Origin of the sequence: Streptomyces sp. BHT-5-2 (assembly GCF_019774615.1) — a bacterium.
Taxonomy (GTDB): domain Bacteria; phylum Actinomycetota; class Actinomycetes; order Streptomycetales; family Streptomycetaceae; genus Streptomyces.
On sequence record NZ_CP081496.1, the window covers coordinates 4870759 to 4897165 of the forward strand.

22 protein-coding genes are annotated in these 26407 nt (G+C 72.9%); 6 read left to right on the forward strand and 16 right to left on the reverse strand.

Annotated elements, in window-relative coordinates; all coding sequences use genetic code 11:
• Nucleotides 1-14: 14 nt before the first annotated feature.
• The 10 genes from K2224_RS21665 to K2224_RS21710 all read right to left on the reverse strand — a co-directional run bounded on the left by K2224_RS21665 (nt 15) and on the right by K2224_RS21710 (nt 11540).
• Entirely contained in the window at nt 15-599 is a 585-nt protein-coding gene (locus tag K2224_RS21665; protein WP_221908176.1) for a GNAT family N-acetyltransferase, read from the reverse strand.
• A 129-nt stretch (nt 600-728) separates the two neighbouring features.
• Complete coding sequence (locus K2224_RS21670; RefSeq protein WP_221908177.1) at nt 729-2093, reverse strand: MFS transporter; 1365 nt, start codon at nt 2091-2093, stop codon at nt 729-731.
• Nucleotides 2094-2162: 69 nt separating this feature from the next.
• Nucleotides 2163-3686 (reverse strand): lyase family protein, encoded by a 1524-nt coding sequence (locus K2224_RS21675; protein WP_221908178.1) that lies wholly within the window; start codon nt 3684-3686, stop codon nt 2163-2165.
• Complete coding sequence (locus tag K2224_RS21680; RefSeq protein ID WP_221908179.1) at nt 3683-5698, reverse strand: FAD/NAD(P)-binding protein; 2016 nt, start codon at nt 5696-5698, stop codon at nt 3683-3685. Before K2224_RS21680 ends, K2224_RS21675 begins: the two co-directional genes overlap by 4 nt.
• 125 nt (nt 5699-5823) lie before the next feature.
• Complete coding sequence (locus K2224_RS21685) at nt 5824-6528, reverse strand: helix-turn-helix transcriptional regulator (protein WP_221908180.1); 705 nt, start codon at nt 6526-6528, stop codon at nt 5824-5826.
• Nucleotides 6529-6541: 13 nt separating this feature from the next.
• The gene (locus tag K2224_RS21690) at nt 6542-6991 is read right to left on the reverse strand and encodes a RidA family protein (protein WP_221908181.1); all 450 of its coding nucleotides are present in this window, start codon (nt 6989-6991) and stop codon (nt 6542-6544) included.
• Nucleotides 6988-8214, reverse strand: a complete 1227-nt coding sequence (locus tag K2224_RS21695) for a CapA family protein (RefSeq protein ID WP_221908182.1) — start codon at nt 8212-8214, stop codon at nt 6988-6990. Before K2224_RS21695 ends, K2224_RS21690 begins: the two co-directional genes overlap by 4 nt.
• Nucleotides 8215-8356: 142 nt before the next feature.
• A complete protein-coding gene (locus K2224_RS21700) occupies nt 8357-9544 on the reverse strand; it encodes a class I SAM-dependent methyltransferase (RefSeq protein WP_260692874.1) in 1188 nt (395 codons plus the stop codon).
• Between the two features lie 149 nt (nt 9545-9693).
• Nucleotides 9694-10668, reverse strand: coding sequence for a methionyl-tRNA formyltransferase (locus K2224_RS21705; RefSeq protein WP_221908183.1), 975 nt, complete (start codon nt 10666-10668; stop codon nt 9694-9696).
• The gene (locus K2224_RS21710; RefSeq protein WP_221908184.1) at nt 10665-11540 is read right to left on the reverse strand and encodes a ThiF family adenylyltransferase; all 876 of its coding nucleotides are present in this window, start codon (nt 11538-11540) and stop codon (nt 10665-10667) included. The genes K2224_RS21705 and K2224_RS21710 overlap by 4 nt, the downstream gene beginning before the upstream one ends.
• A 305-nt stretch (nt 11541-11845) precedes the next feature.
• Between K2224_RS21710 and K2224_RS21715 the strand changes: the two genes are divergently transcribed.
• Nucleotides 11846-12568, forward strand: a complete 723-nt coding sequence (locus tag K2224_RS21715; RefSeq protein WP_221908185.1) for a helix-turn-helix transcriptional regulator — start codon at nt 11846-11848, stop codon at nt 12566-12568.
• 112 nt (nt 12569-12680) lie between these two features.
• On the opposite strand, the gene K2224_RS21720 is transcribed toward K2224_RS21715, so the two are convergent.
• From K2224_RS21720 to K2224_RS21735, 4 genes are all read right to left on the reverse strand, one after another.
• Nucleotides 12681-13661, reverse strand: coding sequence for an aldo/keto reductase (locus tag K2224_RS21720; RefSeq protein WP_221908186.1), 981 nt, complete (start codon nt 13659-13661; stop codon nt 12681-12683).
• A gap of 124 nt (nt 13662-13785) precedes the next feature.
• The gene (locus K2224_RS21725) at nt 13786-14343 is read right to left on the reverse strand and encodes a RidA family protein (RefSeq protein ID WP_221908187.1); all 558 of its coding nucleotides are present in this window, start codon (nt 14341-14343) and stop codon (nt 13786-13788) included.
• Between the two features lie 42 nt (nt 14344-14385).
• Nucleotides 14386-16005: a long-chain-fatty-acid--CoA ligase gene (locus K2224_RS21730; RefSeq protein WP_221908188.1), complete on the reverse strand. Its 1620-nt coding sequence runs from the start codon at nt 16003-16005 to the stop codon at nt 14386-14388.
• 241 nt (nt 16006-16246) lie between these two features.
• On the reverse strand, nt 16247-17536 hold the full coding sequence (locus tag K2224_RS21735) for an erythromycin esterase family protein (RefSeq protein ID WP_221908189.1): 1290 nt from the start codon (nt 17534-17536) through the stop codon (nt 16247-16249).
• Nucleotides 17537-17773: 237 nt separating this feature from the next.
• On the opposite strand from K2224_RS21735, the gene K2224_RS21740 reads away from it, so the two are divergent.
• Nucleotides 17774-17914: a hypothetical protein gene (locus K2224_RS21740; RefSeq protein WP_221908190.1), complete on the forward strand. Its 141-nt coding sequence runs from the start codon at nt 17774-17776 to the stop codon at nt 17912-17914.
• A 560-nt stretch (nt 17915-18474) separates the two neighbouring features.
• A complete protein-coding gene (locus K2224_RS21745; RefSeq protein WP_221908191.1) occupies nt 18475-20685 on the forward strand; it encodes a prolyl oligopeptidase family serine peptidase in 2211 nt (736 codons plus the stop codon).
• A gap of 27 nt (nt 20686-20712) precedes the next feature.
• Here the strand turns inward: K2224_RS21745 and K2224_RS21750 are convergent, their stop codons facing one another.
• Complete coding sequence (locus tag K2224_RS21750; protein ID WP_221908192.1) at nt 20713-21357, reverse strand: cysteine hydrolase; 645 nt, start codon at nt 21355-21357, stop codon at nt 20713-20715.
• Between the two features lie 300 nt (nt 21358-21657).
• Here K2224_RS21750 and K2224_RS21755 point away from each other — a divergent pair, with 300 nt between their 5' ends.
• The 3 genes from K2224_RS21755 to K2224_RS21765 all read left to right on the forward strand — a co-directional run bounded on the left by K2224_RS21755 (nt 21658) and on the right by K2224_RS21765 (nt 25240).
• Nucleotides 21658-22089: a pyridoxamine 5'-phosphate oxidase family protein gene (locus K2224_RS21755; protein ID WP_221908193.1), complete on the forward strand. Its 432-nt coding sequence runs from the start codon at nt 21658-21660 to the stop codon at nt 22087-22089.
• Nucleotides 22090-22290: 201 nt separating this feature from the next.
• Nucleotides 22291-23802, forward strand: a complete 1512-nt coding sequence (locus K2224_RS21760) for an acyl-CoA synthetase (RefSeq protein WP_221908194.1) — start codon at nt 22291-22293, stop codon at nt 23800-23802.
• A gap of 58 nt (nt 23803-23860) precedes the next feature.
• Nucleotides 23861-25240, forward strand: a complete 1380-nt coding sequence (locus K2224_RS21765) for a carboxyl transferase domain-containing protein (RefSeq protein ID WP_221909865.1) — start codon at nt 23861-23863, stop codon at nt 25238-25240.
• 215 nt (nt 25241-25455) lie between these two features.
• Here the strand turns inward: K2224_RS21765 and K2224_RS21770 are convergent, their stop codons facing one another.
• The gene (locus K2224_RS21770) at nt 25456-26394 is read right to left on the reverse strand and encodes a LysR family transcriptional regulator (RefSeq protein ID WP_221908195.1); all 939 of its coding nucleotides are present in this window, start codon (nt 26392-26394) and stop codon (nt 25456-25458) included.
• Nucleotides 26395-26407: the final 13 nt, after the last annotated feature.

Consider the following 26407-nt stretch of genomic DNA (forward strand, 5'->3'; position numbering starts at 1 on the left):
GCGCGTGGAGCGGGTCAGGTGTCGCCGTGGATTCGGGCGTGGATGTGCATGTCGTGCCAGCCGTCCGGTTGCAGATGTGCGCTGCGGCGGGTGCCCTCCAGGGCGAAGCCGGACTTGGTGGCCACCCGGCAGGAGGGTTCGTTGGCGACCGAGTGGGCGAGTTCGAGGCGGTGGAAACCGGCCTCGTCCAGCGCCCAGGCGGCCAACGCGGCGAGGGCCCGCGGGGCGACTCCGGTGCCGCGGGCGTGCGGCAGGACCCAGTACGCGCACTCGGCGCGGCCGTGGACGAGGTCCAGCCGGCGCAGGGCCATCCGGCCGAGCGCCTCGTCGCCACCCCGCGTGACGATCCACTGGACGGCCCGCTCCTGCTGCCAGGACCGATGGGCGGCCGCGATCCAGTCCCGGGCCTCCTCCGCCGAGGTCACATGGTGCATGTGCCAGCGGCGGACCGACGGGTCCTCGTAGGCACGTTGGAGGACGGGGGCGTCCGCCGCCGCCCAGGGTCGCAGCAGCAGGTCGCCGTCGTGGGAGGGGATGACGGGCTGCGCGGAGGCGGAGAGGGTGCCGGGCTGGATGGCGGGTGCTATGGCCAGGGTCATGTACGGCATGGTTCCTCATGGCCCGGCCGAGGCCCAGGTGGTGCCGCCTGCTGTGGCTCGGCCGGGCAGCGGCCGAGGTCCCGTTGCTCCTCCTCGTGCCGGACGGGTCGGGCGCCCGGGGCGAGCGGCTCAGAGGTGGCCGGCCAGGGGTCTTTCGGGCTCGGGGGTGGTGGTGTGGTCCAGGTCGTGGCCGTGGGTCTCGGAGGTGAGGCGGATCGCGGTGGCGCTGACCAGGCAGGCGAGGAGCATGTAGAGCGCGACCAGGGTGGGGCTGTGGCCGCCGGAGGCGGAGAGCAGTGTCGTGGCGGCCAGCGGCGCCAGGCCACCGCCGAGGACGGCGGCCAGTTGGTAGCCCATGGACACTCCGGTGTAGCGGGTGCTGGTGCCGAACATCTCGGAGAACAGGGCCGGTACGGGTCCGAGCAACGCCCCCATCGGGAGCGGGGCGAGCAGGCCCAGGGCGAGCATCATCAGCGGCACCGAGCCCGTGCCGACCATCAGGAACACCGGGAAGGCGACCGCGGCGAGGGCGAGCGCCGCGCCCAGGAGCACCGGACGGCGTCCGATCCGGTCCGACAGGGCCGCCGAGAGGGGCATCGCGGCGGCCGCGGTGATGCCGTTGAGGAGCTGGCCGACCAGGATGTCGGTGCGTTCGTAGCCGACGCCGGTGGCGAAGCTGATCGCGAAGACGCCGGTCAGCGCCTGGGAGACGGTGGCGCCGAAGACCACGAAGCAGGCCAGGAGCAGGGGTTTGGGCCGGCGCAGGATCTCCATCACCGGTCTGCGCACGACGGCGTTGCTCTGCTGCACCTCGGCGAACAGCGGGCTCTCGGTCACCTTCAGCCGGACGAACAGGCCCATCGCGAGCAGCGCCGCGCTCAGCAGGAAGGGCACCCGCCAGCCCCAGGACAGGAACTGGTCGTCCGGCAGGGTGGCGAACAGAGTGAGGACGAGGGTGGACAGGACCGTGCCGGCCGGCCCGCCCATCTGCACGTAGCTGGTGAGCAGTCCGCGTCTGCGGCGCGCCGCGTGCTCGGCGGTCAGCAGTGCGGCCCCGCCCCACTCGCCGCCGACCGCGACGCCCTGGACCAGGCGCAGGACGACCAGGAGCGTAGGTGCCAGGTTGCCGACCTGGTCGTGGGTGGGGAGGAGCCCGATGAGGGTGCTGGCGACGCCCATCATCGCCATCGAGAGCACCAGCATCGTCTTGCGGCCCAGCCGGTCGCCGAAGTGGCCGAAGAGGGCACCGCCCAGCGGGCGGGCCAGATAGCCGACGGCGAAGGTGCCGAAGGCGGCGATCGTCCCGGCCAGCGGCGAGAGGCCGGTGAAGAAGAGCTTGTCGAAGACGAGCGAGGCGACGGTGCCGTAGAGCATGAAGTCGTAGTACTCGATGGTGCTGCCGAGCAGGCCGGACAGCACGACGCGGCGCATCTGGGTCCGGCGCTGCTCGCCGGGTGCGGGATCGGGTTGGGCGGCCTGGGCGGACTGGGACATCGCGGTACCCCTTGCCTGTGCGGATGCGGTCGGGAGGGACGTGGATCCGGGCTGCGGGAGCGGGGGCGGTCAGCGCGGGCGGCCGGTCTGCCGGTAGTGGGCCAGTGCGCGGTCGACGAGTTCGCCGGCGGCGCCGGTGTAGCGCTCCGGGTCGAGGAGTTCGGCCAGTCCGCTCGCGTCCAGGCGCTCCAAGCGGCCCGCCAGGCCGGGGAGTTCGCGCAGGACGGCGGCGAGCGGACGGCCGGTGCGGGACGACTCGGCGGCGGCCCGGCTCATCAGCGTCTTCGCGGTGGCCTTGCCGACGACGGGGGTGAGCACGGCGGCCAGTCGTTCGGTGGTCAGCAGACTGCCGGTGAGGGTCAGGTTGTGCCGCATCCGCCGGGGGTCCGCGGTGAGTCCCTCGGCCAGCTCGACGGCGGTGTGTGCGGCGCCGCCGGCCAGGCGCAGACAGTCCCGCATCGGCTGCCACTCGGCATGCCAGGCACCGGCGGGCCGCTCGTCCTCCGCCAGCATCGACTGGGCCAGCACCAGGGAGAGCGCGGGGAGTTGGAGCGCGGCCGAGCGGATGAGGGTGGCCAGGGCCGGGTTCCGTTTGTGCGGCATCGCGGACGAGACGCCCCGGCCGGCCGCGGCCGGCTCGGCGACCTCGGCGATCTCGGTGCGGGAGAGGGTCTGGACGTCCACGGCGAACTTGCCGAGCGCCCCGGTGACGGTGGCGAGCGCCGCGCCGAGCCGGGCGAGGGGACCCCGCGCGGTGTGCCAGGGCAGCACCGGTTCGGCGAGCCCCACCTCGGCGGCGAAGGCGGCGATCAGCTTCTCGGCGTAGCCGCGGACGTCGGAGGGACCGTCGGAGGGGACGACGGTGGCGGGACCGTCCGAGGGGCCGTCGCCGGGGGCCGAGGGGCCGGGGCGCGCGGTGAGCCGGGCGTACTCCACGTAGCCCGCCAACGTGCCTGCCGCGCCGCCGAGTTGGGCGGGCAGCGCGGCGCGCAGCGTGCGCAGCTCCGCGGTGGCGTCCAGGACGGCCTGGAGCCAGCCGGCCGCCTTCAGCCCGAAGGTGACCGGCACCGCGTGCAGGGCCAGCGTCCGGCCCGGCATCGGGGTGTCCCGGTGCTGCTCGGCCAGGCGGGCCAGGGCCGCCGCCACCCGGTCCAGGTCGGTCAGGATCAGGCCGGTGGTCCGGTGGGCGACGAGCATGGCGGCGGTGTCCATGATGTCCTGGCTCGTGGAACCGCGGTGCACGTAGTCGGCCGCGGCCGGGTCGGCCGCCGCCACGGCGGTCGTCAGGTCCTCGACGAGCGCCACCACGGGGTTGGCGGCGCCGCGGCTGCGCCGGGCCAGGGTGACCAGGTCGAACCGCTCGGCCCGGGCGGCGCGGGTGATGGTCGCGGCGGCCGCCTCGGGCACGACGCCGAGACCGGCCTGGGCGCGCACCAGGCCCGCCTCGGCGTCCAACAGCGCCTGGAGCCAGGCCGCGTCGGAGGTCGCGCCCTCGGCAGGTGCGCCCGCGCGGACCGGGGCGAGCAGCCCGGAGTCCGGGCCGGCATCGAAGGCCGGGGCGGGAGTGTCCTCGGGCGTGCTCTGGGGCGTCATACCGTCGCCTCCGTGCTCTCGGGTGCGGTCGTGGCCGCCTTCGTGACCAGGGCGAGGGCGGTCCGGGCGAGGGCGTCGGCGTCGCCGAGGATCACCGAGTTGACGCCGGGGCGGATGCCGGCGGCGGTCACCCAGTGCACCGCTTCCGTCGGTACGCCGAAGGCGAAGCGCCGCGGGTGCGGGCGGCCCGCCGCGTCGACCAGCCGGTAGTCCTCGGTCACTTCCAGGCCGCCGGTCTGGTAGACGGTGCCGTCCGGGTCGGGGATCGCGTACGGCCGGCACTGGCCGCCGGCCAGGAGGTGGCGCAGCAGCGGATCGGCGGTCCGGCGCAGGTCGGTGTCGGGGAGCCGGGCGTCGACGAGGACGGTGGTGCGGATGCCGGAGGCCCGGACGCCGCCCGCCTGGAGGACGAAGACCCCGGCCTCCGCGTCGGCGTGCGCGGCCACGTCCGGGCCGAGGACGTCCAGCACGCCCGCGTCGATGAGGGCCAACGCCTCCTCGATGCGCCGGAGGGGCGGGCCGATCGACAGGAAGGCGTTCAGCGGGGTGTACCACCCGTCGAGGTGCCGGTGGTGGGAGCCTCCGGTGAGGCCGCGGTGGTCCACCACGAGCCGCAGCTCGTTGCGCAGGTCGCGCAGGACGTCCAGGGCGGCCTTCAGGGGTCCGCTGACGTTGCCGGCCCGCGCCTCGACGATGTCGTGGTTCAGGTGGTCCATCAGCCAGCCGCGGAAGTCGCCGGGGCCGGTGAACCTTCGGTCGCCGTACGGGCGGGCCAGGCGCTCCCAGTCCCAGCGGCGGTCCCGGGGGAAGCCGAAGACGTCGAGGATCCGGGCCTCGGCCGGGGCGCCCCAGGGCACGTCGAGATAGCGCCGGCGGAAGGTCTCGGCGGCCCGCAGGCCCTGTTCGGCGGCGAGGAAGGTGGCGTAGTAGACGGTCTCCACCTCCTTCGCCACCAGCGGCCACACGTCGCGGCGGAAGTCGACGCCGTCGCCGCCGGCGGCCCGTGCCCGCAGCTCGTCGATCACCTCGGGCGTCAGCACCCGCGGCACGTGCCGGCCGTAGGGGCCCTTCTCGTTCTCGCCGCGGGAGTGGAAGGGGACGCCGCGCCGGGAGCCGGCGTACAGGCGTGGCTCGTCGCCGGACGGCCGGTAGCGCAGCGAGCCGTCGTCCCGGCGCTCGAAGCGGCCGCCGCGGCCCACGGTGAACAGCGCCATGTAGTCGAAGAAGTTGAGGCCCAGGCCGAGCAGGCCGACGCGTTCCCGCGGGCGGACCGGTGCGAGGTCCGCGTCCGCGGGGTTGGTCGGCGGGAGGTACCGCAGGCCGTGCTCGGCGGCGAAGCGGGCCAGTTCGGTCTCGCGGGCGCTGGGGCGGGTGGGCAGATGGCCCTGCGCGAGGATCACCGAGTGCAGGTCCCGCAGGCGGGTGCCGTCGGCCAGGCGCACGGTCTGCAGGCGGCGGCGCCCGTACCCGGTGTCCCCGGCGCCCGGCGCGGGCGTCATGGGCGTCGTGGCGGCGGGGCCGGCGTCGTCGAGGGCGACCGCACCCGAACGGTGGGTGCGGACGGTGACGTGGTCCGGCGCGGTGTCCACGACACGTTGGAACACCCAGCGCAGGTAGTGCCCGTAGAAGGCGCGGGTCGGGTACGAGTCCGGTCCCAGCGCGGCGGCCTCCGCGAGGACCTCGGGCGGGTACTGGTGCCCGTCGAAGGGCCCCATCAGGCTGAGGAAGCGGGCCCACTCGTGCAGGCTCGGCCCGGGGGACAGCGGCCCTTCGAGGTCCACGCTGGCGTCGGTGAACATGGTCACCTGCGAGGCGACGGTGTTCATCAGGAGGTGCCGGGACTGCCCGGTGCGCCATACCTTGCCGGCGCCCGCCGGGTGGGGGTCCACGACGTGCACGGTGATCCGGGTGTCCGCCGCGGTGTGCCGGGCGTTGGCGCAGATCCGCTCCAGGACCGAGAGTCCTCTGGGGCCCATGCCGATGATGCAGATGTCGAACCGTCGACCGACCATGACCTTCTCCCATGGGTAGCGTGCGCGGGCAGACGGGCCGCGCGGGCGGCGCCGTGGCGGCCGCCGTCTGCGCGTACTGTGCTGCCCCCGCCGCGCCCTGGACGTCATGGGGCGGCGGGGGCGGTTCACCGAAGGTGCACTCCGAACTCGCTCGACAGGCCCGCGGTGCCCTCGGCGGTCACCACCACGGCCCGTTTGTGCTCGCGGGCCCTGGTGATCCAGCCCAGTGCGAACAGACGGTCCGTCAGGGCCGTGGCCGCGGTGCCGGCCAGGTGGTGGCGCCGCTCGCTCCAGTCCACACAGCCCTTGATCAGGGGCTGTCCCTCGGCCTCCAGGGCGCGGGTGGCCAGCCCCAGCGGCTCGTTGGCGTCCCAGCGGGCCACGTCGATCTCCAGCCCGCCGGCCGCCCGCCGGACCAGCCCCCGCCGGCACAGCGCCTCCGCCAGCTCCACCCCGATCCGCCCGGCCAGATGCCGGTAGCAGGTGCGGGCGTGGCTGAGCGTCTTCAGCAGCCGCGCGGAGCGCAGCGAGGTGGGCTGCCGGACGGGGGCGATGACGGCCAGCGCCTCGACGAGTTCGGCGACCTGGGGGCTGGAGATCCGGTAGTAGGCGTGCCGGCCCATCCGCTCGACGGAGAGCAGGCCGTGTTCCACCAGCCGGGAGAGGTGTTCGCTCGCCGTGGGGCGGGAGACGCCCGCGATCGAGGCGAGTTCCCCGGCGGGCATCACGAAGTCCCCCACCAGCGCGCTGACCATCGCCGCGCGGGTCGCGTTGCCCAGGAGTTCCGCGACCGTGGCGATGTCTGGTCGGGGCTGCGAGGGGTCCAGCATGATTCCTCCGTCGTCACGCCGTGGGTTGCAAGGGGGTGACGAGGGCGACGCACTGCACCTCGACCTGAAGGTTGGGCAGCGGGAGACCGGCGACGGCCACGGCGGTGCTGGACACCAGGATGTCGCCCAGGATCTCGCGGCGGATCTCGAAGAAGCGGGGTGCGTTGCGCATGTCGGTGAGGTAGATGGTCATGGAGACCAGGTGCTCGAAGTCGCCGCCGGCCGCCTTCAGTACGTGCCGGACGTTCTCCATCGCCCGGTACGCCTGGTCGTCGAAGCGGTCGCTGACCGGCTGGTACTCCTCGTCGATGCCCAACTGCCCGGAGATGTAGAGCAGTCCGCCGGCGGCCACCGCCTGGGCGTAGCCGAACTTGCGCGGGTCGCCGACCCCGGGCACGTCCACATGGCGCACGATGGCCCCGTCCGCCGTGGCCTCGGTGCCCTGTCGCTGGTTGTCGCTCATGCCTGCTCCTCGAACTGCTCGGACTGCTCGGACTGCTCGGACTCGGTCGCCGGAAGGGCCTGGATGCTGCCGGCCGGGAGCCCGGAGCCCTCCTGCGGCGGGGTGAAGCGGGTGGGCAGCTGCTCCTGGGCGCAGCATTCGGCGAGGTAGGCGGCGACCCGGCGGCCGTCCTCGCTCTGCGGTGCCACCGGCACCGGCTCGTTGCGGGTGTCGATCACGGCCGGGCAGAAGCCCGCGGCGTGGACGCCCCGGGCGTCGAGGCGGACCACGGCCACGCCGGTCATCCGCGCGTCCGGATGGAAGGGCAGCAGGGGGTACTCCTGCTGCGGGCGGATCCGGAACTCGCCGAAGCGGCGGCTCAGTTCGCGCTCGTCCTCCGGGCGGGCGGCGCTGAGGTAGCCGTCCTTGGCCAGCCGCCGGGGGAGGTCGGGCAGGTCGAAGACGTAGTGTCCGAGTCCGTAGAAGACCGGCTTGCCTTTGTAGAACTCGATGCCGCGCAGCATGTGGTGGTGGTGTCCGAGGACGACGTCCGCGCCGGCGTCGACGGCGAGCCGGGCCAGCCGGCGCTCGTTGTCGGTGAGCAGGAACGGCCGGGTGAAGTCGCCCCAGTGGAAACTGGTGACGACGATGTCGGCCTGCTCACGTGCGGCGTGCACGTCACGGGTGAAGGCGGCCACGTCCTCCGGGAAGTTCTCCGTGGTGACGCGGGGCAGAAGTCCGGGATTCCATTCGTTGAGTTCCCACGGCGTGTAGCGGGTGTGGGCGCGGATCGGGGCGAGTCCGGGCACCTTGGCCCGGGCCTCGTAACCGTGCGGAAAGACCGAGGAATAGGCGAGAAAGGCGATGCGCAGTCCGTCGCGTTCGACGATCGCCGGGGTGCGTGCCTCGGCGATGTCGGCGCCGGCGCCGGTCGTGGCGATGCCCAGGTCCCGGAGGGTGTCCCGGGTGTTGAGCAGTGCCTGGTGGCCGCCGTCCACGCTGTGGTTGTTGGCCAGCGACATCACGTGGAAGCCGGCGTCGGCGAGCGGTTTGGCGTTCCGGCCGGGGGCGACGACGGGGGATCCGGAACTCGGCGCCCTTTCCCAGGTGTCGCTGAAGACGCCCTCGCAATTGCCGAAGACGACGTCGCCGGTGTTCAGGAATGCGCCGGCCGTCTGGAATGCAGTCTCGGGATTCTCCCGGTCGATGAAGACGTCGCCCACCGCGAATAAGGACACTGTCATGGTCACTCTTTCGGATGCTGGAGACCGGATGTGGACCGTGGCCACTCCGTTTCGCTGAACAAGCCTAGTTGCCGGGGAGTTTGTCCCCGGCCGAACTGTCGTCGGGCGGCGGCGCGCGCCGCCGCCCGACGACGGCGGGTGTTCAGTCGGTGCGCGGGTGCCGGCCGGCGTGGCCGACGAGGAGCAGCCGGTGCATGGGGGCCTCCAGTACGGCCACCCGCTCCAGCCCGGCCTCGGCCAGCCACTGGTCGTACTCGCTCAGCGCGTAGGCGTCGCCGCCGCCGGTGGCCAGCATGGAGGCGGCGAAGAGCAGGGCGAAGCGGTCCTGTGCCGTGGTGGGGTGTGCCTCGTCGACGACGATCTGGTCGGCGATGCAGATCAGGCCGTCGGCGGCGAGGACGTCGGCGGCACTGCGCATGAGCTTCTGGACCGAGTCGGCGGTCTGGAGGTGGAAGATGTTGGCGAACAGGATCAGGTCGACGATCTCGCCCCAGCCGTGCTGCCAGAAGTCCCGGACGGTGCCGGTGAAGCGGTCGGCGACGCCGAGCCGTTCGGCCTGCCGGTCGGCGAGGCGGATGATGCGCGGGGCGTCGATGCCCTCGGCCGTCCAGGACGGGAAGCGTTCGAGCAGCAGTTGGCTGTAGAGGCCGGTGCCGCAGCCGACGTCCAGGACGGAGGCGGTCTCGTTCTGCTTCCAGCCGGATTCGGCGAGGTAGGACGCCAGTACGTCGACGATGGGGGGCGCCCAGAAGTTGATGCCGGAGGTCAGGTCCTCGTAGTCGGTCTCGGAGATCTGGTTGGTGCGGTCGTTGCCGGACTGGTCGCGGGTGCCGTGCCGGACGGCGTCGCCGAGGTTGTTCCAGGCGGCCCAGGCGACGTGCCGGTCGTGGGCCATCTTGCCCACCAGGCTGAAGGTCCCGCCGGGGAGGAGGGCGTGCCGGAAGTCCTCGGGCAGGGTGTAGCGGACCTCGCCGCCGGCGGCGGAGCGCTCCAGCACGCCGTAGGCGAAGAGGCCGTCGAGCAGGACGCGGGTGGCGCGCCGGTCGGTCTTCAGGCCGTCGGCGAGCTGCTCGGCGGTGCCGCTGCGCTCCGCGAGCCAGGCGAAGACGCCGAGGTCGTGGGCGGTTTCGATGATGGCGGGTGCCCAGAGGCTGATGAGGTGTTCGTAGAGCTGGTGGGCCGCGCGGATGGTCTTGCGTTCGCCGGTCGTGGCGGACAGGTAGTTGTAGTCCACCAGGCTCCGGACGCTGTTGTCGCGGCGGGCGGAGACGCCGGTGGCGCGGGTGTGGCCGTGGGTGGCGGTGGTGGTGCTGACGGATTGCTCGGTCATGAGGGGAGTTCCTCTCGTGGCCGGACGACCGGAAGGGCTTCCGGGCACGGCCGGCGGGATGGTGGACGGCCCGGCACGGCCGCGGGTGGGGGGAACGGCCGCCGGACCGCAGCGTCGGCTGCGGTCCGACGACCGTGTGGCGGCGGCCGTCAGGCGCGGGCGCGGGCCTGGAAGCGGGTGTCGAACCGCGTGGTGCCGTCGGGGACGCGGGCGGGCCGCTCCTGGCCGTGGACGTCGACGGACCACAGGCGCAGCCAGCCGTCGGCGCTCGCCGCGTAGAGGGCGCCGGACTCGATGCGCAGCGTCCCGGGGACGTGCGGAGCGGGGAACGCCTGTCCTACGTCCTCGGCCGTCAGGACGGTGAGTTGGCCTCCCTGGTCGGTGTGCACATAGGCACCGGGACTGCGGTAGCCGGCGCGGACCGTGCGCAGAACGGTGTCGGTCGGCCCGGAGAAGTCCAGCCAGTAGTCGCGGTCGCCCGGCTTGCCGAAGTAGCTGCGCAGGGTGGCGTCCTGGGGTGCGGTGGGGTACTCGCGGGCGATCAGCCGCGGGAGGAGCTGCCGCAGCAACGCCACGTTGGCGATCGTGTGCGACTCCCGGACCTCCAGGGCCGTTTCGTCACCGGCCAGCCGGATCCGCTTCTGCATGACGACCGGTCCGCCGTCGATCTCCGGCGTCATCTCGATCGCGGTCACCCCGCTGTCGCGTTCGCCTTCCTTGACCGTCCAGAAGAACGGTGCCCAGCCGGCGTAGCGCGGCAGCGGGCTGGGGTGGAAGTTGATGGAGGTGACGGCCGGGACGGCCAGCAGGTCGGGCTTGAGGATCTGCTGGTAGTTGCCGGTCAGGAAGTAGTCCGGGCGCAGTGCTGCCAGTTCGCGGATCAGCCCGGGGTCGTTGACCTTGGCCGGGCGGAAGAGCGGGACGCCGCGTTCGCCGGCCTGCTTCTCGAGGTCGACCTGGTCCTCTTCCCCGATGAAGTAGGGGCACAGCCTGCCCGGCGGGCTGGTGACCACGCCGACCAGGCGGACCAGCGGGTGCTCCGCGAGTATCGACAGGAAGGGCGCACCCAGCTTCGAGTTGACTTCGGAGAAGAGCACGACCCGGATCGGGTGCGGCTCGCTCACTCCGTCCACCACTTTCCGGGGACCATCTTGGCGGTCCAGCTGAGGGAATCGAAGATGGCGTAGCCGGGTTGGACGGGGAGCGGTTCGAGGCCGGGGATTTCCAGGATCTCCAGGGCCAGCCGCTCGGTGAGGATGCCTTCCGCCATCGGCGGGCAGGCCCCGAAGATGGGCATGCGCTGCATGTCGACGAACCAGTGGTCGATCATCTCGCGGCTCGGGTACGACGGCATGACCGCGATGGCGCGCTCGACGAGTTTGTGGATGACGTCGGGGGTGAACTCGGCGTCCTCGGGGATGTCGTACACCTCCTCGATGGTCATCGAGTCCTTGGTGTACTTGTAGACGATGACGGTGTGCCCCACCGTCGGTATCTTGAGCATGAATTTGCAGCGGTCGGACTTGCGGAACGCCCGGTGCAGGGCGTAGCGATTCTTGATCTGGTAGAACTCCATCTGGTCCATGACGTAGTCGCAGCCGTCCATGAATTCCTCGGCCGACTCCGGGGTGATGCCTTCCGGGAACACGTCGATGTTGACGTCCCGGGTGAGGTCGTAGGCCAGTTCCGCGACGACCTCGGCCTTGTTGCGGCCGAGATGCTCGACGTCCGCGCCGATCTGCCGCTGCACGTTGGAGAGTTCGAACAGGTCGGGGTCGGCGAGCTTGAGGTTCCGCACGCCCATGCGGACCAGCCGGAGCGCCACCGCACCGCCGATGCCGCCGGTGCCGACGATTCCGACGACGGAGTCGCGGAGCTTCTCCTGACGGGCCCGCTGTTCTTCCGGGGTGTCGCCGAGCCAGCCGAGATTGCGGTCGACGCGCTCCCAGTAGAATTTGTCGTCGTAGGTGCCGCGGTGGGTAATCCTGTCAGCCATTGCGTGAACCCTCTCGTGAATGAGCGGACAACTTGGCGTACCAGGCGCGACAACGGGGTTCAGCGTGGTCATTTCCCCCGTACCGCCCGTTCGAAAAACTACCTGAGGAACAGTTCGGAGGCCGCCTAAGTGTGGGTAGCGGTCGCGGCCCTGCGACGACGAGACGGAATACCACATTCCGATGCGACGTCGAATCACTGATTCCGCCCGAATTCTTGGATAATAAAGCCTGGTTCCGGCCGGCATGGCCGAAAACGGCCGCTCGAATCCCTTCTTCCGGGCGCTCCCCGATTATGGTGATCGACATGCCACGTACACCGGAGATCGGGCCGGATATCGCCATCGTCGCCCAGCTGTTGGGTGACCGGACACGTGCATTGATGGTCAGCGAGTTGGCGACCGGCGAACCGTTGTCCGCCAGTTCCCTGGCGGCCCTGGTCAGCGTCTCCCGGCCCACCGCGAGCGAGCACCTGGCCAAACTGGTCGAGGGCGGGGTGCTCCATGTCGAGCGGGTGGGGCGGCACGCCTACTACCGGCTCGCGAGCGAGGACGTCGCGGTGGCGCTCCGGGCCCTGGCCTCGGTGGCCCCGGGCCTGACCCGGCCGGCCGCGGCGCCGACCCACGGCCCGGGCGTCCTCAGTACCGCGCGGACCTGCTACGACCACCTCGGCGGCCGGCTCGGGGTGGCGCTCACCGACGTGCTCCAGGAACGCGGCCTGATCTGCCGGCGCGCCCAGGAGTGGGAGGTGGCGGCCGACGCCTGGGACGCCTGGCATCCGCTGGGCATCACGTGTGCGCCGTTGAAGGGCTCCCGGCGGCCGATCGTGCGCGGCTGCGCGGACTGGAACGGCCCGCGCCACCACATCGCCGGGGGGCTGGCCGCCGCGGTGACCGAGCGGCTCTTCAGCCTGGGGTGGCTGACCCGGGTGTCCACGGACGCCCGGCTCGTCACCGCGACGGCGGCCGGGGTGGTGGGCTTACGGCGCACCTTCGGACTGTCGCTGAGCGACTTCGGGCCCGACCGGTGAACGCCACCACCGGTCGGGCCCGGAGCCGCTCGGCCCACACAGCACACGGCGGCGCCCGGGAAGCCGGTCCGGCCTCCCGGGCGCCGCTCCGCCCGTTTCGCGCTCCGCGCCGTCAGGCGTCGATCGTCCGCATGATCCCTTCCGGGTAACGCTCGCCGGCGATCGCGTCGCCGGGCATCAGCTCGTCGAGCGTACGGACCTGCTCCGTCGTCAGCTCGACCTCGGCGGCCGCCGCGTTCTCCTCGACGTAGCGCACCCGCTTGGTGCCGGGGATGGGGACGATGTGCTCGTCCTTGGCCAGCAACCAGGCCAGCGCGATCTGGCCGGGAGTCGCCCCCGCCTCCTCGGCGAACTCCTGGATGCGCTCCACCAGGGCGAGGTTGTGGGCGAGGTTCTCGCCCTGGAAGCGCGGGTCGGTGTGCCGGTAGTCGTCGGCGGAGAGCGCCGCGAGGTCGCGCACCGTGCCGGTGAGCATGCCGCGGCCCAGCGGTGAGAAGGCGGCCACCCCGATGCCCAGTTCCCGGCAGGCGGGCAGCACATCGGGCTCGGCGTGCCGGGCGAACAGCGAGTACTCGCTCTCCAGGGCCGCCAGCGGATAGGTCGCATGGGCCCGCCGGAGGGTTTCCTCGCTGACCTCGGACAGGCCGATGTGGCGCACCTTGCCCTCGGTCACCAGCTCCGCCATCCCGCCGATGATCTCCTCGATGGGCATCGAACGGTCCCTGCGGTGCAGGTAGTAGAGGTCGATCACCTCGACCCCGAGCCGGCGCAGCGACGCCTCGCACGCCTCCTTGGCGTAGGCCGGGCTGGAGTCGAGGACGAAACTTCGGTCCTCGGACCAGCCCTTGATGCCGAACTTGGTGGCGATCACCACCTCGTCCCGGCGCCCGGCGATCGCCTCGCCGATCAACTCCTCGTTGTGGCCCCGCCCGTACATGTCCGAGCTGTCCAGGAACGTCATACCGAGGTCGAGGGACCGCCGGAGCGCGGCGATCGACTCACCGCGGTCGGCGGGGCCGTAGTTCTGCGACATGCCCATGCAGCCGAGGCCGATGGCGGAGACCTCCAGTCCCCCCAGCTTGCGCGTCTTCATCGTGGTGCCCTCCCGTGAGGTGCCCGGACAAGGCCGGTGAAGGCCGCTTGTGCGGACAGAGTTCCGATGGCCAGGGAAACGGGGCACGGCCCGCGTGAGGTGCGCTGCCGGCCGCGCCCGGTGCTCACTCGGGGTGCAGTTCGAGTTCGGCCGCGATCTCGACCGGTACGTCCCACGGCAGCCCGATCATGCCGACCGCCACGCGGGCGTGGTAGCCGATCTCCTCCCCGAACGCGTCGAGCAGCAGCTGCGAGGCGGGGTTGAAGACGGCGGGGAAATCGATGAAACCGGGCACGGAGTTGGCCATGCAGTGCAGCCGGCACCAGCCCTTGACCCGGCCCAGGTCCCCCACCTCCTGCTGGATGCTGGCGAGCATGCCGAGGATCGTGCGCACCGCGGCGTCCTGCGCGGAGGGGAGACCGACGGTGTCGCCGATCTTGCCGTACGGCCCGGCGAGCTTCCCGTCCTCGGTGATCGGCACATGGCCCGAGACGAAGGCCCGGGAACCGACGACCCGGACGAGCTTCGCCGGGATCCGCAGGTTCGGGCTGGTCGGGATCTGCCACGGCTCCGGCAGCGCCAGCGCCTGCCGGGCCAGCCGGTCGGCCACCTCACAGCTCGTCACGCGGTCGGGTGCCGGCACCGTCTGCGTCGGTGCGCCGGTCGTCACGCTCTGCCCCACGATCTCCTCCTCCTTGCCAACGGTTGCGGGCGGCGGCGACCGTCAGGCCCGGCCCTCGCCGTACCGTGCCCGCAGGGTCTTCTTGTCGGTCTTGCCGATGCTGGTCTTGGGCAGTTCGGCCACCGGCTCGACGGTGTCCGGCACCCAGGTCGGGGCGAGGCGGTCGGCCAGGAACTCCCGCAGCTGCTCCCCCGTCACCGATCCGTCGTCCTCGGGGCGCAACACCACACAGGCCAGGGGGCGTTCGCCCGTCTTGGCGTCGGGGACGGCGACGACCGCGGCCTCGGCGACCGCCGGGTGGCCGAGGAGTTCCTCCTCCACCTTCAGCGAGGAGATCCACTCGCCGGCCGACTTCACCAGGTCCTTCATCCGGTCGACGATGCGGACGTAGCCGAGGGCGTCGATGACCGCGACGTCTCCGGTGCGCAGCCAGCCGTCCATGAACTTGTCGGGCTGGGCACCGTCCTTGGCGTACTCGCGGGCCACCCAGGGGCCGCGGACCTGCAACTCCCCCATCGCCCGCCCGTCCCAGGGCTGCTCCGTCCCCGCGTCGTCGGCGATCCGCATGTCCACCAGGGGCAGCGGGCGGCCCTGGGAGGTGGCGTAGTAGCCGAGGGTCTCCTCGGACGGGTCGTCGCCGACGTCGGCGGGCAGCTTGCTGAAGCTGCCGTGCCCGCTGGTCTCGGTCATCCCGAAGACCTGGACGATCGGGAAGCCGACCTCCTCCTCGAACGCCCGGGAGATCGGGCGGGCCACCGGCGAGCCGCCGCACACCATGCGGCGCACCGAGGACAGGTCGGGGCGCTCGGCGCGCCAGTGGGACAGCAGCGCGGGCAGCGCGGCGCCGAACCCGACGGCGACGGTGGGGCGTTCCTTCTCCACCAGCTCGCAGACCCCGGCCGGGCTCAGGTCGCAGCCGGGCAGCACCAGTGCGGTGCCGTGCAGGGCGGCGGCGAACGGCAGCCCGACCTGGCTGAGCGCCAGCGGCACCAGGGCCAGCAGGGTCTCGGACGAGCCGAGGCCCTCCGCGTCGGCCAGGCCCGTGCAGAAGCTCTGCAGGACGGTGCTGCGGTGGCTGTAGACGACGCCCTTGGGGAGTCCGGTGGTGCCGGTGGTGTAGCTGGTGTGGGCGGGGGCGTTCTCCGCCACGGTCGGCCAGGTCGCCATCGGCTCGGCGGCGGCCAGCAGCGTCTCGTAGTCCAGCGCGTCCCCGTCGTGGGTGGTGTCGTCGGTGTCCGGCAGGAGGACGACGCGGCGGGCGCGGCTCAGGTGCGGTTCGACACGGCGCCAGTCGGCGAGCAGGCTGCGGTCGCACAGGACGATCGCGTCGTCGGCGTGGTCCACGATGTAGGCCACCTGCTCGGCGGCGAGGTTGATGTTGACGGTGTGCAGCACGGCGCCCATCGACGGCACGGCGAGATACGCCTCCAGGTGCCGGTGGGTGCTGCCGGCGAAGGTCGCCACGCGGTCGCCCGGCCGGATGCCGAGCTGGTCCAGCGCCCCCGCCAACCGCCGTGCCCGGTGCACCACTTCGCCCCAGGTCGAGCGGTGCAAGGTCGTCCCGACCCGGCTGACCACCGGACGGCCGGCGTACAGCTTCTCGGCCCGCTGGGTGATCAACGCCGGGATCGTGAGGGGGAACTCCGCCACTGCGTGCTGCATCCGACTACCTTTCCTCCGGTGTTCCGCAGATCGGCCGGGCCGGCACCGGACGCCGGTGCTCCGGCCGGGCGGGACCCTCTGCGCTGCGGGCCGACTGACGCGGGCGCCGGCACGGTGTGCGCACCGGCTGCCCTGATCCAAGTATTCGGAATTTCCGTTTGGCCGGGGCCGAAGTGTCCTCGCGGGCCGCCGGGAAGCACGGTGCGACCTGGCACGTGCCCGCCGGGCCGGCGCACACGCCCTACGGCAACCAGTGCACGGGAGTCGCCCGGCGGAGGTGGACGAGCACGTCGAAGGCGTCGGCGAGGGAGGCCACCGCGAGGTGTTCGCGGGCGTCCCGGGACGGGTCGTAGACGCCGCTGACGACACGGAGCTTCGCCGGTCCGTCCCAGCGGCGGCGGGCGTCGGCACGGCGCAGATCCAGCCAGTGGGCGGGCAGGTCCACCGCGCCGAGCCGGGCGTCCAGGAAGTCGCCGGCGGGCTCGGGGACGGCGACGACTCCGAGGTCCCCGTGGTGGAAGCCGACGGCCACCGAGGCGTAGCCGGCGCCGTGCCGCTCGCGCAGCAGGCTGCCGACGCTGGGCTGCGGGCCGCGCTCGGGGGCAAGGCCCAAGGTGCCGCCGGTGGCCGAGGTGTGGGCGATGCCGTCCCAGTAGACGACGCGCAGCCCGGTGCGGCGCTGCTGGTCGCCGAGGACGTCGGCCCACACCGCGGCCTCGCCCGCATAACTGCCGCGGCCGGCGACGCTGTGCTCGTGGAACTCCACGATCCGGCGCATCCTGGTCAGGACCCGCTCGTCGTGTCCGGCGTCGGGCAACCCGCGGAGCAGCGCCAGCGCGTCGCGGGCGTGCTCGGCGAACGGGCGGCCCGGATGGACGCCCCGGGCGCGCTGCACATGCTCGTCGACGCGGTGGGCGGTGCGGATCGGCTCCAGGTGGGCCGCCACCTCCGCCACCCGCTCCGGGGCCGTGGCGCGGACGTGCGCCAGCACCGCGTCGTAGTCCTCGGAGCGCGCCTTCGCCGGCTGGACGCCGAAGACGCGGACGGGGTCCTGCGGATGGTCCCGGTTGAAGGCGCGGATCCACTCCAGGGCGGCGGCCGTCTCGGCGGTGCGCATCGGGCGCCAGGCGCCGTCGAGGGCGGCCGTGGCCGTGCCCTCGCCGGTGGTCACGTACCGGTCGAGGCGGGCGGCGGTGTCGACGCTCACCTGCACGGCCAGGGCCCGGAATCCGTGCTGCCGGACCAGCCGGCGGAAGAGCTGGTCCGGCACCTCGAAGGTCTCCCGGGCGAAGCGGGTGGACCCACCGATACCGACGATCGTGGTGCCGTCCGCCAGGCTCGCGGCGAGTTCGTCGAGCGCGGCGTCGGACAGCGGCGCGGCACCGAAAGGCGTTGCCGAGTCCCGGAGTTCGAGCGCCGCCGCGGACGCCGAGGAGGCAGAGAAGTCGGAGGAGGCAGAGGAGTCGGAGGAAGCGGAGGAGTCGGAGGAAGCGGAGGCGGAGGACCGGGAAACTGCGCTGTCATCGATCATGCGACCCAGCCTGATACGTCAAGTTAACTTGACGTCAAGGCGGACTCTCCTCAGTCCGGGACCCGACCCTCCGAAGTCCCTTGCTCGGCGGAATGTCCCCGTCCGAGTGCCACTTACCACGACGAGGGCGCTCAGCAGCGCGCAGCCGGCGAAGCCGGCCCCGACGGTGAACGCACTCTGGCGGAGGTCGCCCCCGAGGAGTACCGCGCGACGCTCCGCCAGTGGGGCGACGAGGAGATGGTCGACACCCTGCTCGGCCATCTCGCCGACGCCGACGACCGGCCGGCGACGGTGCACCCGACGTACCGGGACCTGATGGGCAGGCCGGGGCGCACCTACGCCCGGTGGGCCCTCGACCACGCCGACGACTTCCGCTGAGGACACGCGCCCGGCGGGCCGACCGGCTCGGCACCCGCCGCCGGCCGTCCCATGCGCCGCCGGCCGTCCCGGGCCCCGCTGCCGTGCCGTCCTCCGCACGGCCCGCGGGCTGCCGGACTCCGCCGCCGCTCCGCTGCCGTTCCGGTGCCCCGCCGCTGGATTCCTCCGGTGACCTTCTGCTGAATTCCGCTGCGGTCTGCTACGCAGTCCGGGTATGATCTGTCGGCTCTGATCGACCGTCGCCTGTCGGATCGCCACAGGCCGCCGTCGTCCCCGCGTAGATGCCCCGCAGGACGGCAACCGCCGAGGACGGCCGCCACCACCCGGGTCCCGGCATGGGCTTCCGACACGCCGTTCAACCACCGGTTCCGCGCGACGACTTCGATGACTTTCCGGCTCTGCGCCCGGACCGCACGAATACCCATCTCCACTCACGTGGTGACACGTGCGCTGCGCCATGCGCAAACTCTGCACGCCACCCGCACCGTTACGGGCGGGCACCCATGCACCTGGCACGCGTGCCCGCCGTTCGCACCACCACTCCTTGGAGGACGCCCACCGTGAAACGGCAAACAACCAACACCGATGCCTTTCCCGAACAGTTCGCCCGTACCAGGCGCTTCTCCCTGGGCGTGCCCAGGCAGTTCACCGTCTCCCCCGATGGGCGGCGGGTGCTGTTCGTGCGTACCGGGTCGGGCAGTGACCCCGTCGGACGGCTGTGGCAGTACGAGGCAGGCGAGGAGCGGCTGTTGGCCGACCCGGCGCTCCTGGTGGGCGGGGGCGCCGAGGATGTCCCCGAGGAGGAGCGGTTGCGGCGCGAGCGGGCGCGGGAGCGCTCCGTCGGCGTGGTGGGGTACGCGACCGATGCCGCGGTGCGGGTGGTGGCGTTCGCGCTGTCCGGTGCGCTGTGGGTGGTGCGTACGGACGGTGGAGCGCCGTTCAGCGTTCCGACGGCCGGGCCGGCGGTCGATCCGCGACCGTCGCCGGACGGGCGGTGCGTCGCGTATGTGAGCGGGCGTTCGCTGCACGTCGTCGGGCTGGACGGCGGCGACCGGCAGTTGGCGGGGGCGGAGCGGCCGGAGGTCTCCTACGGGCTCGCCGAGTACGTCGCCGCGGAGTCGATGGGCCGGTCGCGCGGCTACTGGTGGGCGCCGGACGGCCGCCGCCTCCTGGTGGCGCGGGTCGACACCTCCCCGGTGGCGCGGCGCTACCTCGGCGCCCCGGCGGACCCGTCCCGGCCGCCCCAGGTGATCCGCTATCCGTCGGCGGGCACCGCCAACGCGGACGTGACACTCCAACTGCTCGCCCTGGACGGCGGTCGCACCGAGGTCTCCTGGGACCGCGCGGCGTACGAGTACGTGGTCGACGCGGGCTGGGACGCGCACGGCCCGTATATGGCGGTGCAGAGCCGGGACCAGCGGGTGCTGCGGACACTGGCGGTCGATCCCGAGACCGGCGCCACGGAGGTGCGGCACGAGCGGACCGATCCCGCGTGGGTGGAGCTGGTGCCCGGCACCCCGTCCCGTACTGCCTCCGGTGCCCTGGTGCTCCCGGAGGACGCGGACGGCACCCGCCGGCTGACGGTGGGCGGACGGCGGGTCACGCCCGACGGGCTGCAACTGGCCGCTGTACTGGGCGTCGAGGGTGAGCGGGTGCTGTTCACGGCGAGCGACGATCCGGTGGAGAGGCATGTGTGGTGCCACGAGCCGGCCACCGGCTGCCGTCGGCTGAGCCGGGATCCCGGCGTCTGGACGGGCACCGCTCGCGGTGGCACGACCGTCCTGGCGGGCCTGACACCGCACGGGCACGGGGTGCACGTCCTGCGTGACGACGACGCAGCGACCGCCCCGGAACCAGCTCGGCGGCCCGGACCCGGCTCCGGCCCCGACTCCGCGCGCAGCTCCTCCCACGAGCCCGCACACGAGCCCGCACGGCGGCACACCGCGGACATCGCCTCGTTCGCCGAGGAGCCGGTGCTCGTACCGCGCCCGCTCCATCTCTCCCTCGGCAAGAGGGAGTTGCGGGCGTCCCTGTACTTCCCCTCCTGGCACCAGCCGGGCACGAGGAGGCTGCCGGTCCTGCTCGACCCGTACGGAGGCCCGGCGATGCAACTCGCCGTACGGGCGCGGACCTGGACCAGCTGCGTGTCCCAGTGGTTCGCCGAGCAGGGCTTCGCGGTCCTGGTGGCGGACGGGCGCGGCACTCCCGGGCGGGGACCCGTCTGGGAGAAGGCCGTGCACGGCGACCAGTTGGGGCCCGCGCTGAAGGACCAGGTGGACGCGGTACGCGCGGCGGCCGAGCGCTTCCCCGACCTGGACCCTGGGCGGGTGGCGATCCGTGGCTGGTCGTTCGGCGGGTTCCTGGCCGCGGCGGCCGTCCTGCACCGCCCGGACGTCTTCCACGCTGCGGTCGCCGGTGCGCCGCCCACCGACCAGCGGATGTACGACACCCACTGGAAGGAGCGGTTCCTGGGCCACCCCGAAGTGCACCCGGAGAACTACGCGCGCTCCTCTCTTGCCGGCGACGGCCATCTACTGCGCCGCCCGCTGATGCTCATCCACGGGCTGGCGGACGACAACGTGGCCGCCGCGCACACCCTGCGCTTCTCGGCCGAGTTGCTGGCGGCGGGCCGGCCGCACACGGTGCTGCCGCTACCGGGCGCCACCCACATGCCGGCCGACGACGCGGTCAACGCCAACCTCCTGCGCGTCCAGCGCGACTTCCTCAAGGACGCCCTGCCCGCCCCGGGAGGTGCCACCGCGGCGGGTTAGCGCACCTTCGGCGCCCGGCGGTCCGGGTCAGTGAGCGCGCCGCGGCCGGCGCCAGCAGGTGAGGACGGCCTCGGTGGTCGTCACCGTGGCCACCAGCGCCAGTGTGTTGCGGACCATCGCGGGGGTGTAGTCGGCCGGCACCCCCGCGATGGCGTCCGCCGGGACCACCACCGTGTAGCCGAGGTTGACCGCGTCGAACACCGCGTTCGGGATCGCCACGTTCGCCGAGACCCCGGTGACGACGAGGGTGCGGCAACCGAAGTTCCGCAGCAGCGGGTCCACGTCGGTGCCGGCGAGCGGTGAGAGCCCGTGCAGCCGGCGCACCACCAGGTCGTCCTCCGACACCGGTATGGGGTCGGCGACGCGCACCGCGGTGGACCCGACGACCTGCTGCACCGGCAGCCGCTCGGCGGCCCGGAAGAGGCGGGCGTTGCGGTTGGCGCCGCGCCCGTCGGGACGGCGTTCGGCGACCGCGTGCAGCACCTGGACGCCGGTGTCGTGCGCGGCGGCCACCAGGCGGGCGATCCGCATCAACGCCCCTGAGGTGCGGGCCGCGTCGGCCAGTTCGGGCAGCGCGCTGTCGGGGCCGACCACGCCGCGCTGGCATTCGACGGTGAGCAGCACCGTCGTGTCCGGATCCAGCTGCTCGGCGAGCCGGGCGTCCGTGGACATCGGTTTTCCTCTCTGCGGAAGTCGCGCCGGCGGCACCCACGGATACGGGGCGGTGCGCGGGGCGGCGGGCCGGAAGGCGCGAGGGTACCGACCATTGCGTCCGCCGGGGAAGAGCCCCGATGATTTCTGACATAGCATCAGATTCGTTGAGGGGCGGCAGAGATGACCCGGGCACCCGAGACACCCAGTACACCCAGGGCACCCATCACACCTGGCACACCCGACGCAGCGGGCACACCGCACACGGAGGGCCCGTCCAGGAGGCCCGCGCCGCCACCCCAGCGCCACGGCCGCCGCATCATGATGACCCCGCAGGAACTGGACACCTTCCTGACGACCCAGCGAACCTGCCGGGTCGCCACGGTCGGCGGGGACGGCGCTCCGCACGTGGGCGCGCTGTGGTTCGCCTGGGACGGAACGGCGCTCTGGCTGTACTCGATCACCCGCAGCCGGCGCTGGGCACAACTGCGCGGGGACCCGCGGCTCTCGGTGCTCGTCGACGACGGAGACTCCTACGCGGAGCTGCGCGGCGCCGAACTGACCGGCCGCGCCGAGTTCGTCGGCGAGGCACCGCGCACCGGAGAACCCTGCCCGGAACTGGCCGCTCCGGAAAGGCTGTTCGCGGGGAAGTACTTCGGTCTCACGGAAATGCCGCACGACGGCCGGCACGCCTGGCTGCGCCTGACGCCGGAATCGTTGGTGTCCTGGGACTTCCGCAAGATCCCGGGCTGAGCGCCGCCCTCGCGCACCGACCGCGGGCATGCCGCCCACCGGCGCGCGAACCGAGTTGTCCACAGGCCGGCAGCACGTCGATCACAAAGTCTGCGGTCTCTGCGAGAGTGGTCTTCGTCAGCCCGTTCCGCGCGGCAGCGCGTGCGGGATCGGGACGCCCGGCCCACCCGGCCGGCAGCCGACGAGACCGAAGGAGACCCGGTGAACGTGCTCTTCCCCGCCCTGCGCGACGGCTCGCCCGCCCCCGCGCTGCGCTTCGGCGACCGCGCACTGGACTATCGCCAACTGGCCGCGGTGGTCGGGCCACTCGCCGAACGGATCGGCGGCGTGGCCCCGGGCGGCGGCGCGGCCCGGATCGCGGTCTGGGCGACCCCGACGCTGGAGACGTCCGTGGCGGTCGTCGCCGCGCTGCTCGCGGGAGTGGCCGCGGTGCCGGTGAACCCGAAGATCGGCGAGCGCGAGCTGGCGCACATCGTGGCGGACAGCACCCCCGCCCTCGTCCTGGCCGAGCCGGACGCCGCGCTGCCGGGCCCGCTCGCCGCGCTTCCCCGCCTGGACGTGGAGATCCCCGCCGTGCCCTCGGAGGAGATCACCCCCCACCCGCTCCCCCTGGAGCCGGGCGACGAGTCCCCGGCCCTGATCGTCTACACCTCCGGTACGACCGGCGCGCCCAAGGGCGTCGTCCTCCCCCGGCGCGCCCTCGCCCACACCCTCGACGCGCTGGCGGACACCTGGCAGTGGACGGCCGACGACGTACTGGTGCACGCCCTGCCTCTGTTCCACGTCCACGGCCTGATCCTGGGCGTCCTCGGCCCGCTGCGCCGCGGCGGCAGTGTCCACCACCTGGGCCGCTTCAGCACCGAAGGGGTCGCCCGGGAACTGTCCGCGGACGGCACGATGCTCTTCGGCGTCCCGACGATGTACCACCGCCTCGCCCTCGAAGCCGGCGGGAATCCGGCGCTCGCCAAGGCACTGGGCCGCGCCCGGCTGCTGGTCTCCGGCTCCGCCGCACTGCCCCTCACGGACCACGAACGCCTGCTGGCCGCCACCGGCCGCCGGGTGATCGAGCGCTACGGCATGACCGAGACGCTGATGAACACCAGCGTGCGCGCGGACGGCCCCGACGCCACCGGCACGGTCGGCGTGCCCCTCCCCGGGGTCTACGTCCGCCTCGTCGACGACGCGGGGCAGGCCCTGGAGGCGAGCGACGGCGAAACGGTCGGCGAGATCCAGGTGCGCGGCCCCAACCTCTTCACCGAGTACCTCAACCGCCCCGACGCAACCGCCGCGGCCTTCGACGGCGGCTGGTTCCGCACCGGCGACATGGCCGTACGGGACCCCGCCGGGAACTACCGCATCGTCGGCCGGAGGGCCACCGACCTCATCAAGAGCGGCGGCTACAAGATCGGCGCCGGCGAGATCGAGAACGCCCTCCTGGCGCACCCCGGCGTGGCCGAGGCCGCCGTCACCGGCGAGCCCGACGAGGACCTGGGCGAGCGGATCGTCGCCTGGATCGTGCCCGTGACCGGCCCCGACGCCGGGCCGGCCCCCTCCGCCCAGGAACTGGCCGACCACGTCGCCCGCCAGCTGGCCCCCCACAAACGCCCCCGCATCGTGCACTTCCTCGAAGCCCTCCCCCGCAACGACATGGGCAAGATCCTCAAGCGCGACCTCCGAGCCCCGGCGCCCCCGGCGGGAGCCGGCCATGCATGAGCAGCCACCGCACCCCACCACGCCACTGCCCAGCCTCCGACTGACGGCCCGTCAAGCCATGGCGGCCGTCACCGACTCCTTCACCGAACTCCCCCACCCCGCTCCCGCCGGCCCGTCCACGGCCACCGCTCCCCCGCCCCCCGACGGCCCACTCGGCTGGCACGGCTACGACGCCTCCCGGGAACGCGCCCGCGCCCGCACCGGCGAGGAGGAGTCGGTGCTCACCGCCCTCGCCACGATCGGTGGCACCGAGGCCGTGGTGCTCTCCTTCGAGTTCGGCTTCCTCGGCGGTTCCCTGGGCCAACGCACCGGCGACCGGCTGGAAGCCGCCTACACCGAGGCCCGCGAGCGGCGCCTGCCACTGGTGTCGCTGATCGCCACCGGCGGCAGCCGCATGCAGGAAGGGATGCGGGCCCTGTCCCAACTCCAACGGGTGGCCCGGCAGTCCGCACTGAACCGCGCCGCGGGACTCCCGCAGATCGCGGTACTCCGCGATCCGACCACCGGCGGCGGCTGGGCCACCCTGGGCGCCGGGGCCGATGTGATCCTCGCCCTCCCCGGGGCCCAGATCGGTTTCGCCGGCTCGCGGGTGCGCCCTCCGGACGCCGACCCCCACGCCTACTCCGCCGAGGGCCAGTTCGCGGCCGGCCAGGTCGACGCCGTCGTCCCCGCCGACACGCTCCGCGCCACCCTCCGACGCTGGCTCCATCTCCTCGGCAGAGCCCAAGGCCCACCGACCGAACCACCCCTCCCGGCCCCGGTCCCCGCCGCACTGGGCACCGCCGAACTACCGGATACCGGCTGGGACGCCGTCGTCCGGGCCCGCGACGCCCAACGCCCCCGCGCCGAGGCGTATCTACGGGCATACTTCGACGACTGGGAGGAGATCGGCGGCGACCGCTGCGGCGGACGCGACCCCGGTATGCGCTGCGGCTTCGGCCACCGCGACGGCCGCACCATCGCCTTCGCCGCCCAGTGCGGCACGGCCACCCGCCCCGCCGGATTCCGCACCGCGACCCGCCTGATACGCCTCGCGGACCGTCTCGGCATCCCTGTCCTCACCCTGGTGGACACCCCGGGCGCCGCCAACGACACGGACGCCGAACGCGCGGGCGCCGGCGCAGCCATCGCCGACACCTTCACCGCGCTCGCCACCGCCCGCGTCCCGGTGACCTCGCTGCTCATCGGCGAAGGCGGCTCGGGCGGCGCCCTGGCCCTGGCGGCACCGAACCGCCTGTGGGCCACCCCCGACAGCTACTTCTCCGTCATCGCCCCCGAACTCGCCGCCGCCATCCTCAAACGCACCCCCTCGGAAACCCGCCACACCGCCGACCAACTCCACATCCGCCCCCAGGACTTGCTCAACCTGGGCATCATCCAAGCCATCACCACCCCAGGGCCCGGGGTGGGGGTAGGGGACGGAGCCGGCGGCGCCTGAGGAGGGGCGGGGACAGGGGCAGGGGCGGAGGGAAGCGGGGGCACAGGGGCAGAAAAAGGGGGTACGGAGGATGCCGTAGCCGTGTTGCGCTGATTCGGGTGGTGGTGGGTGGGCGGGAGGGGGGAGGGGGAGGGGGAGGCGAAGCCCACAAACAACCCACCAGCCGCAGCCCACCCACCCCCTCTCCCCACCCCCACGCCCCTGCCCCCGCACCCCTACGCCCCCACCCCACCCACCTCCGCCCCCATCCCCGCCTCAACACGCTCGCCGGACTTCCGAAGCGCCGCCACGGCCGCCCGGATCGAGGGCCGGCGATCGGCGTCCGCGCGCCAGATGGCGTAGACATGGCGCCGCATGGGATGGCGTACGGGCACCACGCTCACGCCTTCCGGCACCGGCCCGCGCCCCAGTCGTGGCGCCACCGCGACCCCCAACCCGGCTGCGATCAGGGCAAGCTGGGTGTGATGCTCCTCGGCCAGATGCGCGATCCGGGGCTCGATGCCCTTACTGCGAAGGGTGAACATCAGCCAGTCATGGCAGAACCCCGCCTGGGGCCAGGAGATCCACTCGTCATCCGTGAAATCCTCCAACTCCACGTACTGCCGTCCGGCCAGCGGATGGCCCGACGGCATCGCCACATCGGACGGGTCGTCGAGCAGCGGCGCCTTGGCCAACCCCTCGGGCAGTGACAACGGCCGGTTGTACCAGTCGAGTACGACGGCCAGATCGACGTCACCGCGAACCACTGCGCGCACCGAGTCATCCGGCTCCATCTCCCGCAATCGCGGCCGCAGTTGCGGATGTTCGGCACGCAACGCGGCCAGCGCGGACGGGAAGAGGCCACGCGCCGCGGTCGGGAAGGCGCTCATCCGCAGCTCACCCACGGGCCGGCCACGATGCGCCTCCAGCTCGGCCTGCGCGAGCTCCACCTGGGAGAGGATCCGCGCCGCGTGATCGGCGAGCAGGCGCCCGGCGTCGGTCAGCCGGATCCCCCGCCCGTTCTTCGCCAGCAGCTGCTGGTCGGTCTCGCGCTCCAGCTTGGTGATCTGCTGCGAGACCGCCGAGGTCGTCACATGCAGTCCTTCGGCGGCCGCACTGATCGAACCGTGCCGGGCGACGGCGGACAGCGTACGTAGCCGATCAAGGTTCAACATGTAAGCAATGCTA